A 17,458-nucleotide genomic window follows, 5' to 3' on the forward strand; every position below is an offset into this window, starting at 1 on the left:
TTCCGGCCTTTTGTTTATCGGTACACGCGGATCCCGCCGTCCACTCCATTGGGGCTCAGCAGCACCTGCCAAAGCTGAATATTCCTCGCGCGAAATGCGCCCGCGCAGGCGTTCAAATAATAACTAAACATCCGCTTAAACCGCTCGTCATAATTACGCGAGATATTAGGCCAGCAGCGGAGGAAATTATCGTCCCAGGCCATCAGCGTTCTGTCGTAATCCGCCCCGATATTGTGCCAGTCTTCCATAATGAAATGTTTTTCACTGGCGCTGGCAATGTGGCGCACCGAGGGCAAACAGCCGTTAGGGAAGATGTATTTGTTGATCCACGGATCGACGTTTAAATCCGTTTCATTCGAACCAATGGTATGCAGCAAAAACAGGCCATCAGGTTTTAAATTGCGGGCAGCAACTTCAAAATAGGTATTGTAGTTTTTTGGCCCGACGTGCTCGAACATACCCACGGAAACAATGCGATCAAATTTGCTGTTGAGGTCGCGATAATCCTGCAGCAGGATCTCCACGTCCAGGCCCCGGCAGCGATCCTGAGCCATTTTTTGCTGTTCGGCCGAAATAGTCACGCCGACAACGGAAACCCCATATTCCTGCGCCGCATACTGCGCCAGTCCGCCCCAGCCGCAGCCGATATCCAGCAGCTTCATGCCCGCTTTGAGCTGCAGTTTTTCGCAGATCATATGCAGCTTGTTACGCTGAGCTTCTTCCAGATTGCCCGCGTCTTTCCAGTAGCCGCAGGAATATTGCATATACGGATCGAGCATCGCCGCAAACAGATCGTTACCGATATCGTAATGCTCTTTGCCAACTATCCAGGCGCGTTTGCGAGACTGCAAATTAAAAACTCTGGCCCCGGCAATACGCAGCAGGTCGGAAAAGTGTTTTGGCATTTTGCTGTCCAGGCCGTGGCGCAAAATATGGGTAAATAAAATGTCCAACCGGTCGCAGTCCCACCAGCCGTCCATATAGCTTTCTCCCAGGCCGAGAGAACCTTCCTGTAATATTCGCTTGAAGAAGTCTGGATTGTTCACCCGAATATCTGCCGGGCCGTTGCCGTCAATATCAATCGCCATGGGTGAAATTAATTCTTCCACGATTTTCTGCCAGCGGTTGTTATTCGCCTGATGCTGCTCAGCTATTATTGTTCCCATTGCTTCCTCACCGGGATAAGTGTTCTTGCCGAATACCGCCCGCCCGATAGCGCGAGCTGCCGAAGCATCCGATACTACGCCTGCTGGCACCATGCGTGAAATGAACTTAATCCATGAAAATCATTCCATTAAGGAATAATAAAAAGGAAAGCAGCAATTAATTCTCATCGGGCACGGGGATGTTGCTGAATGTTTCAGGTTAAGCAGTTAGACTGAATGCAAAACAAACAGGAGGTTTTTTTAATGCTTATCGTGATCCCCGTATTAATTCTCGTGGCGCTGGTGATTGTGGCGGCCGGGGTAAAAATCGTGCCCCAGGGCTTCCAATGGACCGTTGAACGCTTTGGCCGCTACACCAACACCCTGATGCCGGGCCTGAATCTTGTGGTGCCGTTTATGGATCGCGTGGGCCGCAAAATCAATATGATGGAACAGGTGCTCGACATCCCTTCTCAGGAAGTCATTTCCAAAGACAACGCCAACGTCGCCATTGACGCCGTGTGCTTTATTCAGGTGGTTGACGCCCCTCGCGCCGCCTATGAAGTCAGCAACCTTGAGCTGGCGATCATCAACCTGACGATGACCAACATCCGTACCGTGCTCGGCTCGATGGAGCTGGATGAAATGTTGTCCCAGCGCGACAACATCAACACCCGCCTGCTGCACATCGTCGACGAAGCCACCAACCCGTGGGGCATTAAAATCACCCGTATCGAAATCCGTGACGTGCGCCCACCGGCTGAGCTGATTGATGCGATGAACGCCCAGATGAAAGCCGAGCGTACCAAGCGCGCCTATATTCTTGAGGCCGAAGGGATCCGCCAGGCGGAAATCGTCAAAGCCGAAGGTGAGAAGCAGTCGAAGATCCTGAAAGCTGAGGGTGAGCGTCAGTCTGCGTTCCTTGAGGCGGAAGCCCGCGAGCGTAGCGCTGAAGCAGAAGCCCGCGCCACGCAAATGGTGTCCGAAGCTATCGCCAAAGGGGATATTCAGGCGGTGAACTACTTCGTGGCCCAGAAATACACCGACGCGCTGCAGCAAATCGGGTCGGCCAATAACAGCAAAGTGGTGCTGATGCCGCTGGATGCCTCCAGCCTGATGGGCTCCATCGCCGGGATCAGCGAACTTATCGCCCAGAGCGGCACCGAGCGTAAAAAATGATCGACAGCATTCTCGCGCATCCACACGTCTTCTGGCTTGCGCTTGGCGGACTGCTGCTGGCGGCGGAGATGCTCGGCGCCAGCGGCTATCTGCTGTGGAGCGGCGTGGCGGCAGTGATCACCGGCCTGCTGGTCTGGCTGCTGCCGCTTGGCTGGGAAACACAGGGCGTCTGCTTTGCCCTGCTGACGCTGGTCGCCGCCTTTCTCTGGTGGCGCTGGCTGTCCAGCCGTAAGCAACAAATTCCGGGTGAAGTGCTGAATCAGCGCGGGCAGCAGCTGGTTGGCCGCCGCTTCCGCCTGGAAACCGCTCTGGTCAACGGCCGGGGGCATGTTCGCGTGGCCGACAGCAGCTGGCCAGTGATCGCCGATGAAGATCTCCCGGCGGGCTGTGAGGTAGTGGTACTGGCCGTGGAAGGCATTACGCTCAAAATTAAGGCGGTTTAGTTTATCTCGTGGCGATGGCAGCAGCCGGAAAGATTGTCGATGATCGGGCAATCGGCGCTGTCATCGCCCGGGCAAGCCTCTGCCAGCGTCAGCAAATGCTGGCGCATATTCTGCAGCTCAATAATGTGCCGCTCGATATCCGCGACCTTCTGCAAGGTGCGGGCTTTTACGTCCGCGCTGTGCCGGGCCGGATCGTTAAACAGGCTTACCAGCTCTTTGCACTCTTCCAGATTAAATCCGACCTGACGGGCCTGGCGCAGCAGCGTCAGCTCATCGAGATGCTTTTGCGTATAGCTGCGGTAGCCGTTGTCGGCGCGAAACGGCGGCGTGACCAGCCCTTTCTCTTCGTAAAAACGAATCGCTTTGCTGGTTAGCCCGGTTTTTTTCGCCACATCGCTAATATTCATTTTTGCTCCTTGACCTTCCCCTTGATGGAAGGTTTAACCTCTTTCATAGTTAACCGAATCATCCTTTCGGTCAATATTTCACCTCACCATCATACAGGAGTCTTGCGATGTCACACATTGTGGATCTGAATCTGGATGGCCTGACCTGCGGCCATTGTGTTAAACGCGTCAAAGAGAGCCTCGAACAGCGTGCAGACGTTGAGCAGGCTGAAGTCACCCAAACCCACGCCCGCGTCACCGGCAGCGCCACGCCGGAAGCGTTAGTGGAAACTGTCCAACAAGCGGGATACGGCGCAGAAGTCGCCAGCCACCCAAAGGCTGAACCGCTGGCAGAGTCATCAACTCCGTCGGAAGCACTGACAGCGGTCGCCCCTTCGCTTCCGGCAGCGTCTACCGACGATGACAGCCAGCAGCTGTTGATCAACGGTATGAGCTGCGCCAGCTGCGTCTCCCGGGTGCAAAATGCCTTACAAAATGTACCGGGCGTCAGCCAGGCACGGGTTAACCTTGCGGAGCGCAGTGCGCTGGTGATGGGCACCGCCTCCGCAGAATCGCTGGTCAAAGCCGTGGAAAGTGCCGGTTACGGTGCCGAAGCGATCGAAGACGATCAGAAACGCCGCGAGCGCCAGCAAGAAACGGCGAACGCCGCCATGAAGCGCTTCCGCTGGCAGGCGATTGTCGCCCTCGCCGTCGGGATCCCGGTGATGGTCTGGGGCATGATCGGCGACAACATGATGGTCACCGAGAGCAACCGCTCCCTGTGGCTGACCATCGGTATTATTACCCTTGCGGTGATGGTCTTTGCCGGCGGTCATTTTTACCGTAGCGCCTGGCGCAGCCTGATGAACCGCGCGGCCACCATGGACACGCTCGTCGCCCTCGGCACCGGCGCGGCCTGGCTCTACTCAATTACCGTGAATATCTGGCCGCAGCACTTCCCGATGGAAGCCCGCCACCTCTACTACGAGGCCAGCGCGATGATCATCGGCCTGATAAACCTCGGCCATATGCTTGAGCAGCGCGCACGTCAGCGCTCTTCTAAAGCGCTTGAACGCCTGCTGGACTTAACGCCGCCGACCGCGCGAGTGGTGACGGAAGAAGGCGAAAAAACGCTGCCGCTGGCGGAAGTCACCGCCGGAATGACGCTGCGCCTGACCACCGGCGACCGGGTGCCGGTTGACGGTGAAATTACCCAGGGTGAAGCCTGGTTCGACGAAGCGATGCTGACCGGCGAACCGGTGCCGATGCAAAAATCAAACGGCGATGGCATTCACGCCGGTACCGTAGTGCAGGACGGCAGCGTGCTGTTCACCGCCACCGCCACCGGCAGCCACACCACACTGTCGCGTATTATCCGCATGGTTCGCCAGGCGCAGAGCAGCAAGCCGGAAATCGGCCAGCTTGCCGATAAAATTTCTGCCGTGTTTGTGCCGGTCGTCGTCGCTATCGCGCTGATCAGCGCCGCCATCTGGTACTTCGTCGGCCCTGCACCGCAAATTGTTTATACCCTGGTCATTGCCACCACGGTGCTGATTATTGCCTGCCCTTGCGCCCTGGGCCTTGCCACGCCGATGTCGATTATTTCAGGCGTGGGCCGTGCCGCCGAGTTTGGCGTTCTGGTTCGTGATGCCGATGCCCTGCAGCGCGCCAGCACGCTGGATACCGTGGTCTTTGACAAAACGGGCACGCTGACTGAAGGCAAACCGCAGGTGGTTGCCGTGGAAACCCGCTCCGGTGTGGATGAAGTACAGGCGATACGGCTGGCGGCCGCGCTTGAGCAGGGTTCAAGCCACCCGCTGGCTCGCGCCATTATTGAAAAAGCAGGCAGTTCAACGCTGCCGGAAGTGACGTCATTCCGCACTTTGCGCGGGCTTGGCGTCAGCGGTGATGTGGACGGGCACAAACTGCTGTTGGGCAACAAAGCGTTGCTCGACGAGCAGGGTGTGGATACTCAGCCGCTTGCCGACAGCATTGATGCTCAGGCTCGCCTGGGCGCAACCCCGGTGCTGCTGGCGGTAGACGGCCAGCTCATGGCGCTGTTAGCCATACGCGACCCGCTTCGCAGCGACAGCGTCAGCGCGCTCCAGCGCCTACACCGCAACGGCTACCGCCTGGTTATGCTCACTGGCGATAACCCGGTAACCGCCAACGCGATTGCCAAAGAAGTTGGCATTGATGAGGTGATTGCGGGCGTGCTGCCGGACGGCAAAGCTGACGCTATCAAGCAGTTGCAGCAGCAGGGCCGCCAGGTGGCGATGGTGGGTGACGGCATTAACGATGCCCCGGCGCTGGCTCAGGCCGAGGTGGGGATTGCGATGGGCGGCGGCAGCGACGTCGCCATTGAAACCGCTGCCATCACCCTGATGCGCCACAGCCTGGTGGGCGTTGCCGATGCGTTGGCCATTTCCAAAGCCACGCTGCGGAACATGAAGCAAAACCTGATGGGGGCCTTCGTGTACAACTCGCTTGGCATTCCGATTGCCGCGGGCGTGCTCTACCCGCTGACCGGTACGCTGCTCAACCCGGTGGTTGCGGGGGCCGCGATGGCGCTGTCTTCCATCACCGTGGTCAGCAACGCCAACCGCCTGTTGCGCTTTAAACCGAAAGACTAACCTCTCTGCGGCCTTCCCTTCTCCTTTTGAGCGGAAGGCCGACTTTTTCCTTTCCCCTTCCAGCCCAGGACGTTAGCATGGCTTTTTAGCCAGGGAATCGCGATATGGGTTTGTTCCAACGTCTTAGCGCACTGCTTTCCAGCCTGACAGCCTCTACTTATCCCTGGCCTGCCCTTGATATCACGCTCCCCGGCAAGCGCTATTTGCACCTCGTGGGCAGCATTCATATGGGCACCCGGGACATGGCTCCGCTTTCCGCCCGCCTGGTGGACAAACTTCGTGAGGCAGATGCGCTGATCGTCGAGGCAGATATCCGCTCCGGCGATTCGCCGTTCAGCGAAATAGCGGAGGACATCGAACTGGAGGCGCGTCTGGCTCCCGACGATTACCAGCAGGTGCTGAGCCTGTGCAGCGAGCTGGGTATTTCGCTGAGCAGCATTGAGCACCAGCCCGCCTGGCAAGTGGCGTTGATTTTACAGGCGCATCAGGCCCAGCGCCTTGGCCTTCGCCCTGACTACGGTATCGACTATCAGTTGCTGGAAGCCGCGCAGCGCTACGGCGTGCCGGTCACCGAGCTTGAAGGCGCACAAAGCCAGATAGAGTTATTGAAGGGGTTGCCTGAGGGCGGGCTGCCGCTGCTGAACGACACGCTGGAACACTGGCACACCAACGCGCGGCTGCTGCAAATCATGATCGGCTGGTGGCTGGAAACGCCGCCGCAGCAGGGCAATATCGCGCTGCCGAACACCTTTGGCGATGCGCTGTATGACGTGTTGATGCATCAGCGAAACCGCCAGTGGCAGGCGTTTCTACAGCAGCTACCCGCCGGGCGCTATGTGGTTGCGGTGGGAGCATTGCACCTTTACGGCGAAGGTAACCTGCCAGAAATGCTGAAAAAAGGGTAAAAAAATGGCCAATATTTCTATTGGCCCGTCAAAGAGGAATTTCATTTATTATTCTGTTTATCCCGGCTGCCGAAGCAACCGAAGCTGAATTGTCGCTCAATGTGATGGTTTACGCCATCACTATTGTGTAGCGCTATATTACTCGTCAAGTATATCACTATGATTACTATTTTGTGCGTTTTCAAAACAACGAATAAAGAAGGAAACCATGACTCCCGCGGTAAAACTCCTCGAAAAAAACAAAATCAGCTTTCAAATTCATGCCTATGAGCACGATCCGCTGGAAACCAACTTTGGCGACGAAGTGGTCCGTAAGCTGGGGCTGAATGCCGACCAGGTCTATAAAACGCTGCTGGTGGCGCTGAATGGCGACATGAAACACCTGGCCGTGGCGGTGACGCCGGTTGCCGGGCAGCTTGACCTGAAAAAGGTCGCTAAGGCGCTGGGCGTGAAGAAAGTTGAAATGGCGGACCCGATGGTCGCACAGCGGATCACCGGTTATCTGGTGGGCGGCATCAGCCCGCTGGGGCAGAAAAAACGCCTGCCGACGGTGATTGATGCCCCGGCACAAGAGTTTGCCAGCATCTACATTTCCGGCGGCAAGCGCGGGCTGGATATCGAGCTCGCGGCAAGCGATCTGGCGAAACTGCTGGATGCCAGCTTCGCCGATATCGCCCGCCGCGATTAACGTTTAGTTCCAGCTTACCTCGCCCTTAGGTTGGTAAGCATTTACGTCCAGCGGGGAGTTCTGTTCGATGTACTGTTTCAGGACTTCCGCATCGACAAACCCGGTGTTGACGTAGCCCGGCTTTTTATCGATTTCCGGGTAACCGTCGCCGCCGGTACCGTTGAAGCTCAGCGTCGCCATGCGGTAGGTTTTGGCCGGGTCAATCGGCTGGTCTTTGATTTTCAGGTTGCTCAGCTTGCCGCCGGTAGAGGTAAAGCTGACGTTAGAGAACTGCGGGTAAGCCCCGGAGTCCGGCGTCTTCTGCGCCACCGCCGTCAGGTATTCCTCAACGTCCTTGCCGTTCATATCGATATAAACCACGGTGTTGCCGAACGGCTGCACCTTGAGCACATCTTTATAGGTAATATTCCCGGCTTCGATAGAATCACGCACGCCACCGCCGCTCATCACCGCAAAGTCCGCGCTGGTGCGAGCCATCTGTGCTGCCAGCAATACGCGCGCCAGGTTGGTCTGCACAAAGCGCACTTTGCTGCGGTCCCCTTCCAGATGCCCGTTCACGCTGCCCACTTTCACTTTCAGCGCGGCCTGGCCTTTGTTCTGGAACGGCGTCAGCAGGGAAAGCATCTGCTGATTTTCGGCGATTTCTGGCGTGTAAAGTACGCGCTCACTTTGCCCGTTATCGTAGGTGATTTTCTTTTTCAGATTGATGGGGATCAGCTGGTAGTGCACCAGCTTCATCTCGCCGTTACGGAACTCAAAATCTGCCCGCCCGACGTATTTCCCCCACTCATGCGCCTGCACAATCCAGGTGCCATTTTGTCTGTCCGGCGCGCACGGCGTACCCGGCACATAATCTTTCTGCTTCTGGTTTTCCTGCGCCATGCAGACCGGATCCTGTGAGTGACCACCCACAATCATCGTCAACGCGCCTTCCGGCAGACTTCTTGCCATTTCAACATCGCCCGGCGCATTTGAGCCGTGGTTGCCGTTATCGTAATGGCCCATGTGGGTCGCGGCGATAATCACGTCCGGTTTTTCGGTGCCCTGCAGCTCCTGGATCACCAGTTTGGCTTCCTCTGCAGGTTTGCGGAATTCGATGTCGGTGAAGTATTCCGGGTTGCCGATTTTAGCCGTATCGTCGGTGGTCAGGCCGATAACCGCCACCTTAATGCCCTGAGGTTTAAAAATCGCATAGGGCTTAAACAGGCGCTCGCCGGTGCTTTTTTGATAAATGTTGGCGGACAGCAGCGGGAACTTCGCCCATTTTTCCTGCTGGCGCAGCACGGACAGCGGATTGTCGAATTCGTGGTTGCCGACGGCCATGGCGTCATAGCCAATCAGGCTCATGCCGCGAAAGTCTGGTTCAGCATCCTGCAGGTCTGATTCCGGCACGCCGGTGTTGATATCGCCGCCGGATAACAACAGCACGCTGCCGCCTTCTGCCGCGACTTCTTTACGCACGCTGTCTACCAGCGTTTTTTGCGCAGCCAGGCCGTACTCAGAGTACTCATTGCGCCAGAAATGACCGTGATGATCGTTAGTATGAAGAATGGTAATTTTATAGGTCTTGTCTTTTTCCCAGGCCAGCGCTGAAGCGCTGGTTAAACTCAATGCCACCAGCAGCGCCGTGGTTATTGTTTTAGCAGCAAACCGCATTGCAAATCTCCATGTCAAAATGTAACTGCGCAGAAATAACAGATAGCTATCAGGATAGACAGCTATCTTTTCCGAAATGCGACTTTCTTCAAATCCCCTGCGCGAGTATGTTAGCAGGGTAAGAATTTCTTCCGGGCGATTTCCTGCGTCGCCCGCTCTAAAAACAATAACCGTTCGTACAGGTAATTATGGCAAGCTCTCAAACCCTCACGCAGCCGGGTACGCCCCCGGAGCAAAAAAAAGCGCGCACCGCATTTGGGATCCTCGGCGCTATCAGCCTCTCCCACCTGCTTAACGACATGATTCAGTCGCTGATTCTGGCTATCTATCCGCTACTTCAGGCCGAATTCTCCCTCAGCTTTATGCAGATCGGGATGATCACCCTGACTTTCCAGCTCTCTTCATCGCTGTTGCAGCCGCTGGTGGGCTACTACACCGATAAATACCCGATGCCGTGGTCGCTGCCGATTGGCATGTGCTTTACCCTCTGCGGCCTGGTGCTGCTGGCGCTGGCGGGCAGTTTCCCGGCCGTTCTGGTCGCCGCCGCGCTGGTAGGAACCGGTTCGTCGGTATTCCACCCTGAGTCCTCACGCGTGGCGCGTATGGCATCCGGTGGCCGTCACGGGCTTGCGCAGTCGCTGTTCCAGGTGGGCGGTAACTTCGGCAGCTCTCTTGGGCCATTGCTGGCAGCTATTATTATCGCGCCTTACGGCAAAGGTAACGTGGCGTGGTTCGTGCTCGCCGCCCTGCTGGCTATCGTGGTTCTGCTGCAAATTAGCCGTTGGTACGCCGCTCAGCATAAAATCGCCAAAAACCGCCCTGCTGTGCCGGTGGTCAACCCGCTGCCGCGCAACAAAGTGATTCTGGCGGTCTCGATTTTATTACTGCTGATCTTCTCTAAGTACTTTTATATGGCGAGCATCAGCAGCTACTTCACCTTCTACCTGATGCAAAAATTCGGATTATCGGTACAAAACGCCCAGATCCACCTGTTCGCTTTCCTGTTTGCCGTCGCGGCAGGCACGGTGATCGGTGGCCCCGTGGGGGATAAAATTGGCAGAAAATACGTGATTTGGGGCTCTATCCTCGGTGTCGCGCCATTTACCCTTGTTTTACCCTACGCATCACTTTACTGGACGGGCGTCCTGACGGTGATCATTGGTTTTATTTTAGCCTCCGCGTTCTCCGCCATTCTGGTGTATGCCCAGGAGCTACTCCCTGGCCGTATCGGTATGGTTTCCGGGCTGTTTTTCGGATTTGCCTTTGGGATGGGTGGCCTGGGTGCAGCCGTACTCGGGTTAATTGCTGACCACACCAGCATCGAGTTGGTCTACAAAATATGTGCCTTCCTGCCGCTACTCGGCATTATGACAATATTCCTGCCCGATAATCGCCACAAAGCGTAGATTTTAGCGGCCAAAGTATTGCTTTGGCCGCCTCCTGTCACCACACCCCTCTGGTAGTCGCCCCACATAACTGAGTTAAATGCTACTCAGGGCCTTTTTTTTATCGAAATGCGCTTTTTATTCAAAATTCAACAATTATTCATAAACGCCGATAAAGAATTTGTCATAAACTGTGTAACAGAACGTTTTGGAACATCGGCCAACCAAAGGAGACGGAATGCATCACGCCACACCGCTTATCACCACCATTGTTGGTGGTCTCGTGCTCGCTTTTTTACTGGGTATGCTGGCTAACAAGCTGCGCATATCTCCGCTGGTGGGCTATTTATTAGCTGGCGTGCTGGCTGGACCTTTTACTCCAGGTTTTGTTGCTGATACCAAACTTGCCCCTGAATTGGCGGAATTAGGCGTGATTCTGCTGATGTTCGGCGTCGGGCTGCATTTTTCATTGAAGGATTTGATGGCGGTAAAGGCCATCGCCATCCCCGGCGCAATCGCGCAGATTGGCGTCGCGACGCTGCTGGGCATGGCGCTCTCCTGGCTGATGGGCTGGTCATTGATGACCGGTATCGTCTTCGGGCTGTGTTTGTCAACGGCAAGTACCGTCGTGCTGTTGCGTGCGCTTGAAGAGAGGCAGTTGATTGACACTCAGCGAGGGCAAATTGCCATCGGCTGGCTGATTGTTGAAGACCTGGTGATGGTGCTGACGCTGGTGCTGCTGCCAGCCGTCGCTGGCATGATGGAAAAAGGCAACGTTGGGCTGGTTTCCCTGAGCCTGGATATGGCGATCACCATTGGGAAGGTCGCCGCCTTTATTGCCCTGATGATGCTGGTAGGCCGCCGCCTTGTGCCGTGGATTCTGGCTCGCAGCGCAGCAACAGGCTCCCGCGAGCTGTTTACCCTTTCCGTACTGGCGCTGGCGCTGGGCATCGCATTCGGCGCGGTTGAGCTGTTTGATGTCTCCTTTGCGCTGGGTGCTTTCTTTGCCGGTATGGTGCTGAATGAGTCCGAGCTAAGTCACCGCGCGGCACACGACACGCTGCCGCTGCGCGATGCGTTTGCGGTGCTGTTCTTTGTTTCCGTCGGCATGCTGTTTGATCCACTGATTCTGATTCAGGAACCACTGGCGGTGCTGGGCACGCTGGCCATCATCATCTTCGGTAAATCCCTGGCCGCGTTCCTGCTGGTGCGCATGTTTGGCCACTCTCAACGAACCGCGCTGACCATCGCCACCAGCCTCGCGCAGATCGGTGAGTTTGCCTTTATCCTGGCCGGTCTCGGCATGGCGCTGAACCTGCTGCCACAAACGGGGCAGAATTTGGTGCTGGCGGGCGCAATTCTGTCGATCATGCTGAACCCGATTCTGTTCGCCATTCTTGAGCGCTACCTCGAGAAAACCGAAACGCTGGACGAGCAAACTCTGGAAGAGGCCATCGAGGAAGAAAAACAAATCCCGGTGGATATCTGCAACCACGCGCTGCTGGTCGGCTATGGCCGAGTCGGCAGCCTGCTGGGCGACAAGCTGCTGGCCGAAGGCGTACCGCTGGTAGTGATTGAAACCTCCCGTAGCCGCGTGGATGAGCTGCGCGAGCGAGGCATCCGTGCCGTGCTGGGCAATGCCGCAAACGAAGAGATCATGAATCTGGCGCATCTGGACTGCGCACGCTGGCTGCTGCTGACTATCCCTAACGGCTACGAAGCCGGTGAAATCGTCGCGACGGCCAGAGAAAAATGCCCGGATATCGAAATCATCGCCCGCGCGCATTACGACGACGAAGTGGATTACATCACCGAGCGTGGCGCTAATCAGGTTGTGATGGGAGAAAGGGAAATTGCCAATACCATGCTGGGGCTGCTGGTGCCGCCGGTAGCACAGGAAGCGGTAACGGGTTAATCAATACCAGGGTGGAGATATCCACGCCACCCTGTTCTTTATAATGCCAGTCGTCGGCTGGCGTTTTCCACGCCATTAAAGATGGCATCGCTGATAGACTCTGGAAAGTTTTTCGGCAGTAATGCTTTCGCTTCACTCAGGACTGCTGGCGTTTTTTGATAAAACTCGTCTATAAGTTCCGACATTCTTGTTTCACTAAAACCACATTTTCTAGCCGTTGCGAGAAAGTTGCGGGGAAAAATAGTATTCCACTCATATTTTCTGCCCTTTTCGGTGGATGCCAGCGACATCGCCATTTTTATATCTTGTTTCGCAAGTCCACGCCCGCCAATAAGTGGATAACAGGACATAATGTCATATAGAGGCGTCAGGCTATATCCACCACCTGGCATAATACCAACAGAATAGTTTTTTGCATGGCCATCACTTGCCGCCAGTAACCAGAAAAGAATATGACTGCGCATAAAATTTTCCCGGTCCTGCTCCGCATTATCTGAACCCAGCAGAAATTTCATAATAGGTTCTATGCCCGGCCCGCCGTCGCTTTCATATTTTTTCGTCGATGGAAAACCTAAAGCCTGGCAAATATCCTCCTGCGGAAGCCGGGCAATCCAGCGGTTATTATCCACAAAACGGCGATCGAAACGCTCCACGGCCAGAGCCTTAATGTTACGGGTTGTGATGATTTCGCATGTTGGAACTTTCAGACCATACAACCCTGCCAGCTGCATGCAAAGCCATTCATTTTCCACGCTATCACGAAGATCCAACGTAAAACTGTGCCCCTGGATTTCGCCAACCGGCAACTTAAATATGTGTGTAGTGGGTGTAATGCCTTTAGGCAATTGCCAGTCATTCTGATAACGCAGTAATGCCGTTTTTTCCTGTGCACCCGCAATTGAAATACGAAAGTCATACGTTTCTTGCTGAAGATACCGGGAAGGATTTAAATAGCCCATAAGAATGGCGTCCAACTTTTCCGCATCAAGCATTTCACTGTTTATCTGCTCTATGTTCTGAATGGCTTCTTGCGGCGGCTGTAATATTAATGCCCCGACACAGTCACGACCCACTTCATAAAGTAAATCAAAGGGCTGTAGAGAGTCAGCGTGATAACGGCTGGCGATCCGCTCACGAATGTCACGATTATCCGGCAGCAGGTTGTCGAAAAAGTTAAAAACAACTTCACCTGTATATTCTGCTATGCGTAACGGCATGGAAAGTGATATTGGACGCGCACCCGGCATCTTAACCCACTGATGATCGTACTGAAAAATATTAGAACCGCTATTCTCCTGTACTAATTGCCCCACCAAATACCCATTCATATACACAGATAAACGCTTCATTTACCACTCCTCTTTCCAGACTTCAGAGCTCCCCTGGCTGGATTTCGCCTCAATATGAAGCTCCATATTCATAGACGATAGTATTTTAAATAATGTATCAATCTGAGTTTTGGCTGGGTTGTTCTCAAATTTTGAGACGGTATCCTGCCGTAAACCGACTTTCTCTGCCACTGACTCCTGTGTTTGCTTACCCTGTTTGCGAGCATCCTTCAGGAAAATAGCCAATTGATCCGGGGAAGTGATTTTCATTATGTACCTCACTGATTTTTACCGGCACTAGCGTGTAAAATCAACTTTACCGGCACTAGCGTGTAAAATCAATTTTACCGGTACTAGCGTGTAAAAATCAGTTTTACCGGCACTAGCGTGTAAAATCAGTTTTACCGGTACTAGCGTGTAAAATCAGTTTTACCGGTACTAGCGTGTAAAATCAGTTTTACCGGTACTAGCGTATAAAAAAGCCGGAAGCATAGCTTCCGGCTTTTTTATAATATCTTACGCAAAAAACTAACGTTCCCAGTAAGACTCTTCGAGGCTGTCTTCCCGCTCAGGCAGGCCGCGCGTCAGGCGTGGTGAATGCTGATTCAGGACCTGATAGCTCACGCGGTTGGCGTATTTACACACCTGGGCCAGCGAGGAATATGTCAGCCAGGTCAGCTTATGTTTGCTGGAATTCGGCACGTTACTGCGGTGGTAATTGTTCGCAGTGATATCGTGCAGCAGGGCCGCAAGCGCCCCGTCTCCCGCACCGTTGGTGTTCATGATCTTCTCCGGACCGCCCATGTATGGCGCGATGTGGGAGTAAATTCGCAGCGGCTCAGCGCAGTCTTTCAGACGCATTGCGCGGCTAAATTCGAACTGGTTAAATTCGGCGATAGCACCCGGCAGAAGTGGATGCTGAGTTTTGCGCTTCGCGGTCTCTTCTGTGTAGCCAGCCATATAAAGGCCCACAGGCCCGGCGGTGCAAAGCACCAGATCCACCCAGTCCAGCGCCTTGTCGGCGGCCAGCAGCGGATCGCTTTCACCGGTTAGCGCCTCACCTTCTTCTTCGTTCATTGCCAGGATCGAAACGTGCTCGCTCAGGAAGGCCTGCCACCAGGCCGGGTTCTCGGCAATCACGTATTTGGTGCCCAGGGTCAGCACCACCGGCACGTTGTGTTTCTTCGCCCAGGCAATGGCCTGCATGGTGGCGTCCGGCATCGGCTCGCCTGGCTTGCAGCGCACCAGATAAGAGGTCAGCACCAGCGCGGATGCCCCAGCAATCACCTCTTCCGGGATACTTTCCGCGCGAAGCTGGTTCATATGGCCCGGGCTGATGGCAAAAGTACGCTCTCCCTGGTCGCCAATCAGCGTAAAGCAGCGGCCAATCGGGCCATCAACGCCCTGCAGATAGTTAAGGTCGGTCCGGCTGGAGGTATTGCAGAGGTAGCGATAGGCGTAGCTGCCAATCTCGACATTTCGGCACATCACGCCGAGCAGCACCGAGCGGTCATCGGCCAGCACCGAGTAATTGTGCATGGTATTGCCGATGGTGCCCCCGGCAAACTGGTGGGTAATCAGGTTGCTATCCACCAGCTCTTTGTAGAGCGCGTCGGCCACATCATCCTCAATCACCAAAGAATGGCCAAAACTCAGCCCGTAGCGCTGCACAAATTCATCGTCCACTTTGGCTTCAATGTCGACCAGCGTTTGGTCGATACCGACCACCCAGGAAGAGCCGCTTTCGGCCTCAGGCTGAGTTTGCTGTAAGAGCGGGTCGCGGGCGCTGACGGGGAAGTAGTGTTTGGATTTGCGTTTACCGGGAAATTTCATGGTGTCGTTACGGGGCTGAATAATAAGGCGGAGAATAGTAACATTCCCCGCCTCAGGATTCTATTTGCGATACCGATCCACCAGATTCATCATCATCGCGATATGGGCCGGATCGTCGTTCAGCGCCGGAATGTACTCATATTTCGTGCCGCCTGCCTCGATAAACACTTCCCGGTTCTGGACCGCCATCTCTTCCAGCGTTTCCAGGCAGTCAGCGGAGAAGCCCGGGCACATTACCTGAATATGCTTCACGCCCTTTTCGGCCAGCATTTTCAATGTTTCATCGGTATACGGCATCAGCCATGGCTCGCGGCCAAAGCGGGACTGGTAGGTCATCATCACTTTTTCCGGCGGCAGCTCGAGGGCGCTTAGCAGTTCACGCGTGGTGTCGCGGCAGCGCTGCGGGTAGTCATCCCCTTCGTTGGCATAGCGCTGCGGAATACCGTGATAGGAAAGCAGCAGCACATCCGGCTCACCGTGTTCGGCAAAAGAGCGCTTGACCGATGCCGCCAGCGCGTTGATGTACGCCGGCTCTGTCGCGTAGTCGCGAATCAGAGAAATAGAAGGCAGGCTGCGGTAATTGGCAAAGATTCGCCCCAACTCGTCCCATACCGCCGCCACGGTTGAGCAGGAAAACTGAGGATAAAGCGGCAGCACTACAATGTGCGTCACGTTCTGCGCCAGGAGGTCGTCCACGGCGCTTTTGAGCGACGGTTCGCCATAGCTCATCCCCAGCGCAACCGGCGTATCCGGCAGCTGCTGCGCCAGCGCTTTTTCCTGCCGACGGCTGTAGACCATCAAAGGCGAGCCCTCTTCCATCCAGATGGACTGGTAGAGCTTAGCGACACGCGGTGAACGGATCGGCAGAATGACGCCGCGCAGCAGTGGCCACCAAAGCAGGCGGGGCGTATCCACCACGCGCTTATCGCTCAGGAACTGACGAAGATAGCGGTTGACCGCCGCCGGCGTCGGGGCGCTCGGCGTACCAAGGTTAGCCAGTAAGATGCCAATTTTTTCCTGATTCATTCCCACCCCTTATCTATAAATTGCCGTCAATTGTAACGTAAAAGAGCGAAACGAGAACCGATTACAGTGAAAGGGGAAAATAGGGGCAAAAAAATACCAGGGCATGCCCTGGTATTGATTGTCGCAGCGGGAAATTATCCGAGGATTTTTTCCAGCTCAGCGCGCACGTCAGCCACGGCCTGGGTGCCGTCAACTTTAGCGTATTGGGTGTTACCCGCCTGCGCTTCTTTAGAGTAGTAGCCGATCAGCGGCGCGGTCATCTGATGGTATTCCACCAGGCGCTTACGTACGGTCTCTTCCTGATCGTCTTTACGGGTGGTCAGCTCTTCGCCGGTCACGTCGTCTTTACCTTCAACCTTAGGCGGGTTGAATTTGATGTGGTAAACGCGGCCGGAAGCAGCGTGCACGCGGCGGCCCACGATGCGGTCAACGATCAGCTCGTCCGGAACGTCGAACTCCAGCACGAAGTCAACCTTAATGCCCGCTTCTTTCATGGCGTCTGCCTGCGGGATAGTGCGTGGGAAACCGTCCAGCAGGAAACCGTTACGGCAGTCTTCCTGCGCAATGCGCTCTTTAACCAGGGCGATAACCAGCTCATCGGTCACCAGTTTGCCAGCATCCATGATGTCTTTGGCCTGTTTACCCAGTTCTGAACCAGATTTAACCGCAGCACGCAGCATATCACCGGTGGAGATTTGCGGAATACCGTATTTCTCCATGATGAACTGAGCCTGAGTCCCTTTACCTGCGCCCGGCGCGCCGAGCAGAATGATACGCATTGCGTAATTCCCCATACATTTAATTATTCAATCGAATTTGAGGCGAAAACCATACCACTAAAGGCGGTATCATCACAAGGAAGGGAGGCGGCTGGAGCGGCTTTAACGGAAATTTCCCGGGCTGAATCGAGCCATTTATCCGGCCCTTGTCCAAAGA

General features: G+C 55.2%; 15 protein-coding genes. 7 read left to right on the forward strand and 8 right to left on the reverse strand.

Annotated elements, in window-relative coordinates; all coding sequences use genetic code 11:
• Positions 1–14: 14 nt before the first annotated feature.
• A complete protein-coding gene (gene cfa / locus LH23_RS22230; RefSeq protein WP_052050420.1) occupies positions 15–1,166 on the reverse strand; it encodes a cyclopropane fatty acyl phospholipid synthase in 1,152 nt (383 codons plus the stop codon).
• Positions 1,167–1,409: 243 nt separating this feature from the next.
• On the opposite strand from cfa, the gene LH23_RS22235 reads away from it, so the two are divergent.
• Together LH23_RS22235 and LH23_RS22240 are read left to right on the forward strand one after the other, a co-directional pair.
• On the forward strand, positions 1,410–2,324 hold the full coding sequence (locus LH23_RS22235; RefSeq protein WP_039297096.1) for an SPFH domain-containing protein: 915 nt from the start codon (positions 1,410–1,412) through the stop codon (positions 2,322–2,324).
• Positions 2,321–2,767, forward strand: coding sequence for an NfeD family protein (locus LH23_RS22240; protein ID WP_039295945.1), 447 nt, complete (start codon positions 2,321–2,323; stop codon positions 2,765–2,767). The genes LH23_RS22235 and LH23_RS22240 overlap by 4 nt, the downstream gene beginning before the upstream one ends.
• Here LH23_RS22240 and cueR read toward each other — a convergent pair.
• Complete coding sequence (gene cueR, locus LH23_RS22245) at positions 2,764–3,174, reverse strand: Cu(I)-responsive transcriptional regulator (protein WP_008460239.1); 411 nt, start codon at positions 3,172–3,174, stop codon at positions 2,764–2,766. The genes LH23_RS22240 and cueR overlap by 4 nt on opposite strands.
• A 107-nt stretch (positions 3,175–3,281) precedes the next feature.
• On the opposite strand from cueR, the gene copA reads away from it, so the two are divergent.
• The 3 genes from copA to ybaK all read left to right on the forward strand — a co-directional run bounded on the left by copA (position 3,282) and on the right by ybaK (position 7,379).
• Entirely contained in the window at positions 3,282–5,786 is a 2,505-nt protein-coding gene (gene copA, locus LH23_RS22250; protein ID WP_039295948.1) for a copper-exporting P-type ATPase CopA, read from the forward strand.
• A 104-nt stretch (positions 5,787–5,890) separates the two neighbouring features.
• On the forward strand, positions 5,891–6,691 hold the full coding sequence (locus LH23_RS22255) for a TraB/GumN family protein (RefSeq protein WP_039295951.1): 801 nt from the start codon (positions 5,891–5,893) through the stop codon (positions 6,689–6,691).
• A 208-nt stretch (positions 6,692–6,899) separates the two neighbouring features.
• Positions 6,900–7,379, forward strand: coding sequence for a Cys-tRNA(Pro)/Cys-tRNA(Cys) deacylase YbaK (gene ybaK / locus LH23_RS22260; RefSeq protein ID WP_008460244.1), 480 nt, complete (start codon positions 6,900–6,902; stop codon positions 7,377–7,379).
• A 3-nt stretch (positions 7,380–7,382) separates the two neighbouring features.
• Here the strand turns inward: ybaK and ushA are convergent, their stop codons facing one another.
• Complete coding sequence (gene ushA, locus LH23_RS22265; RefSeq protein WP_039295954.1) at positions 7,383–9,035, reverse strand: bifunctional UDP-sugar hydrolase/5'-nucleotidase UshA; 1,653 nt, start codon at positions 9,033–9,035, stop codon at positions 7,383–7,385.
• Positions 9,036–9,223: 188 nt separating this feature from the next.
• Here ushA and LH23_RS22270 point away from each other — a divergent pair, with 188 nt between their 5' ends.
• Together LH23_RS22270 and ybaL are read left to right on the forward strand one after the other, a co-directional pair.
• Complete coding sequence (locus LH23_RS22270; protein ID WP_039295958.1) at positions 9,224–10,441, forward strand: MFS transporter; 1,218 nt, start codon at positions 9,224–9,226, stop codon at positions 10,439–10,441.
• A gap of 217 nt (positions 10,442–10,658) precedes the next feature.
• Complete coding sequence (gene ybaL, locus LH23_RS22275; RefSeq protein WP_039295960.1) at positions 10,659–12,335, forward strand: YbaL family putative K(+) efflux transporter; 1,677 nt, start codon at positions 10,659–10,661, stop codon at positions 12,333–12,335.
• A gap of 38 nt (positions 12,336–12,373) precedes the next feature.
• On the opposite strand, the gene LH23_RS22280 is transcribed toward ybaL, so the two are convergent.
• The 5 genes from LH23_RS22280 to adk form a co-directional block, all read right to left on the reverse strand.
• Entirely contained in the window at positions 12,374–13,684 is a 1,311-nt protein-coding gene (locus LH23_RS22280) for a type II toxin-antitoxin system HipA family toxin (protein ID WP_039295963.1), read from the reverse strand.
• Positions 13,685–13,933, reverse strand: a complete 249-nt coding sequence (locus LH23_RS22285; RefSeq protein WP_039295966.1) for a helix-turn-helix domain-containing protein — start codon at positions 13,931–13,933, stop codon at positions 13,685–13,687.
• 258 nt (positions 13,934–14,191) lie between these two features.
• On the reverse strand, positions 14,192–15,496 hold the full coding sequence (locus LH23_RS22290; RefSeq protein WP_039295969.1) for an inosine/guanosine kinase: 1,305 nt from the start codon (positions 15,494–15,496) through the stop codon (positions 14,192–14,194).
• A gap of 60 nt (positions 15,497–15,556) precedes the next feature.
• The gene (gene hemH, locus LH23_RS22295) at positions 15,557–16,522 is read right to left on the reverse strand and encodes a ferrochelatase (RefSeq protein ID WP_039295971.1); all 966 of its coding nucleotides are present in this window, start codon (positions 16,520–16,522) and stop codon (positions 15,557–15,559) included.
• A gap of 134 nt (positions 16,523–16,656) precedes the next feature.
• Complete coding sequence (gene adk, locus LH23_RS22300) at positions 16,657–17,301, reverse strand: adenylate kinase (protein WP_008460251.1); 645 nt, start codon at positions 17,299–17,301, stop codon at positions 16,657–16,659.
• Positions 17,302–17,458 lie beyond the last annotated feature (157 nt).

Source organism: Cedecea neteri, assembly GCF_000758305.1.
Classification (GTDB): domain Bacteria; phylum Pseudomonadota; class Gammaproteobacteria; order Enterobacterales; family Enterobacteriaceae; genus Cedecea; species Cedecea neteri_C.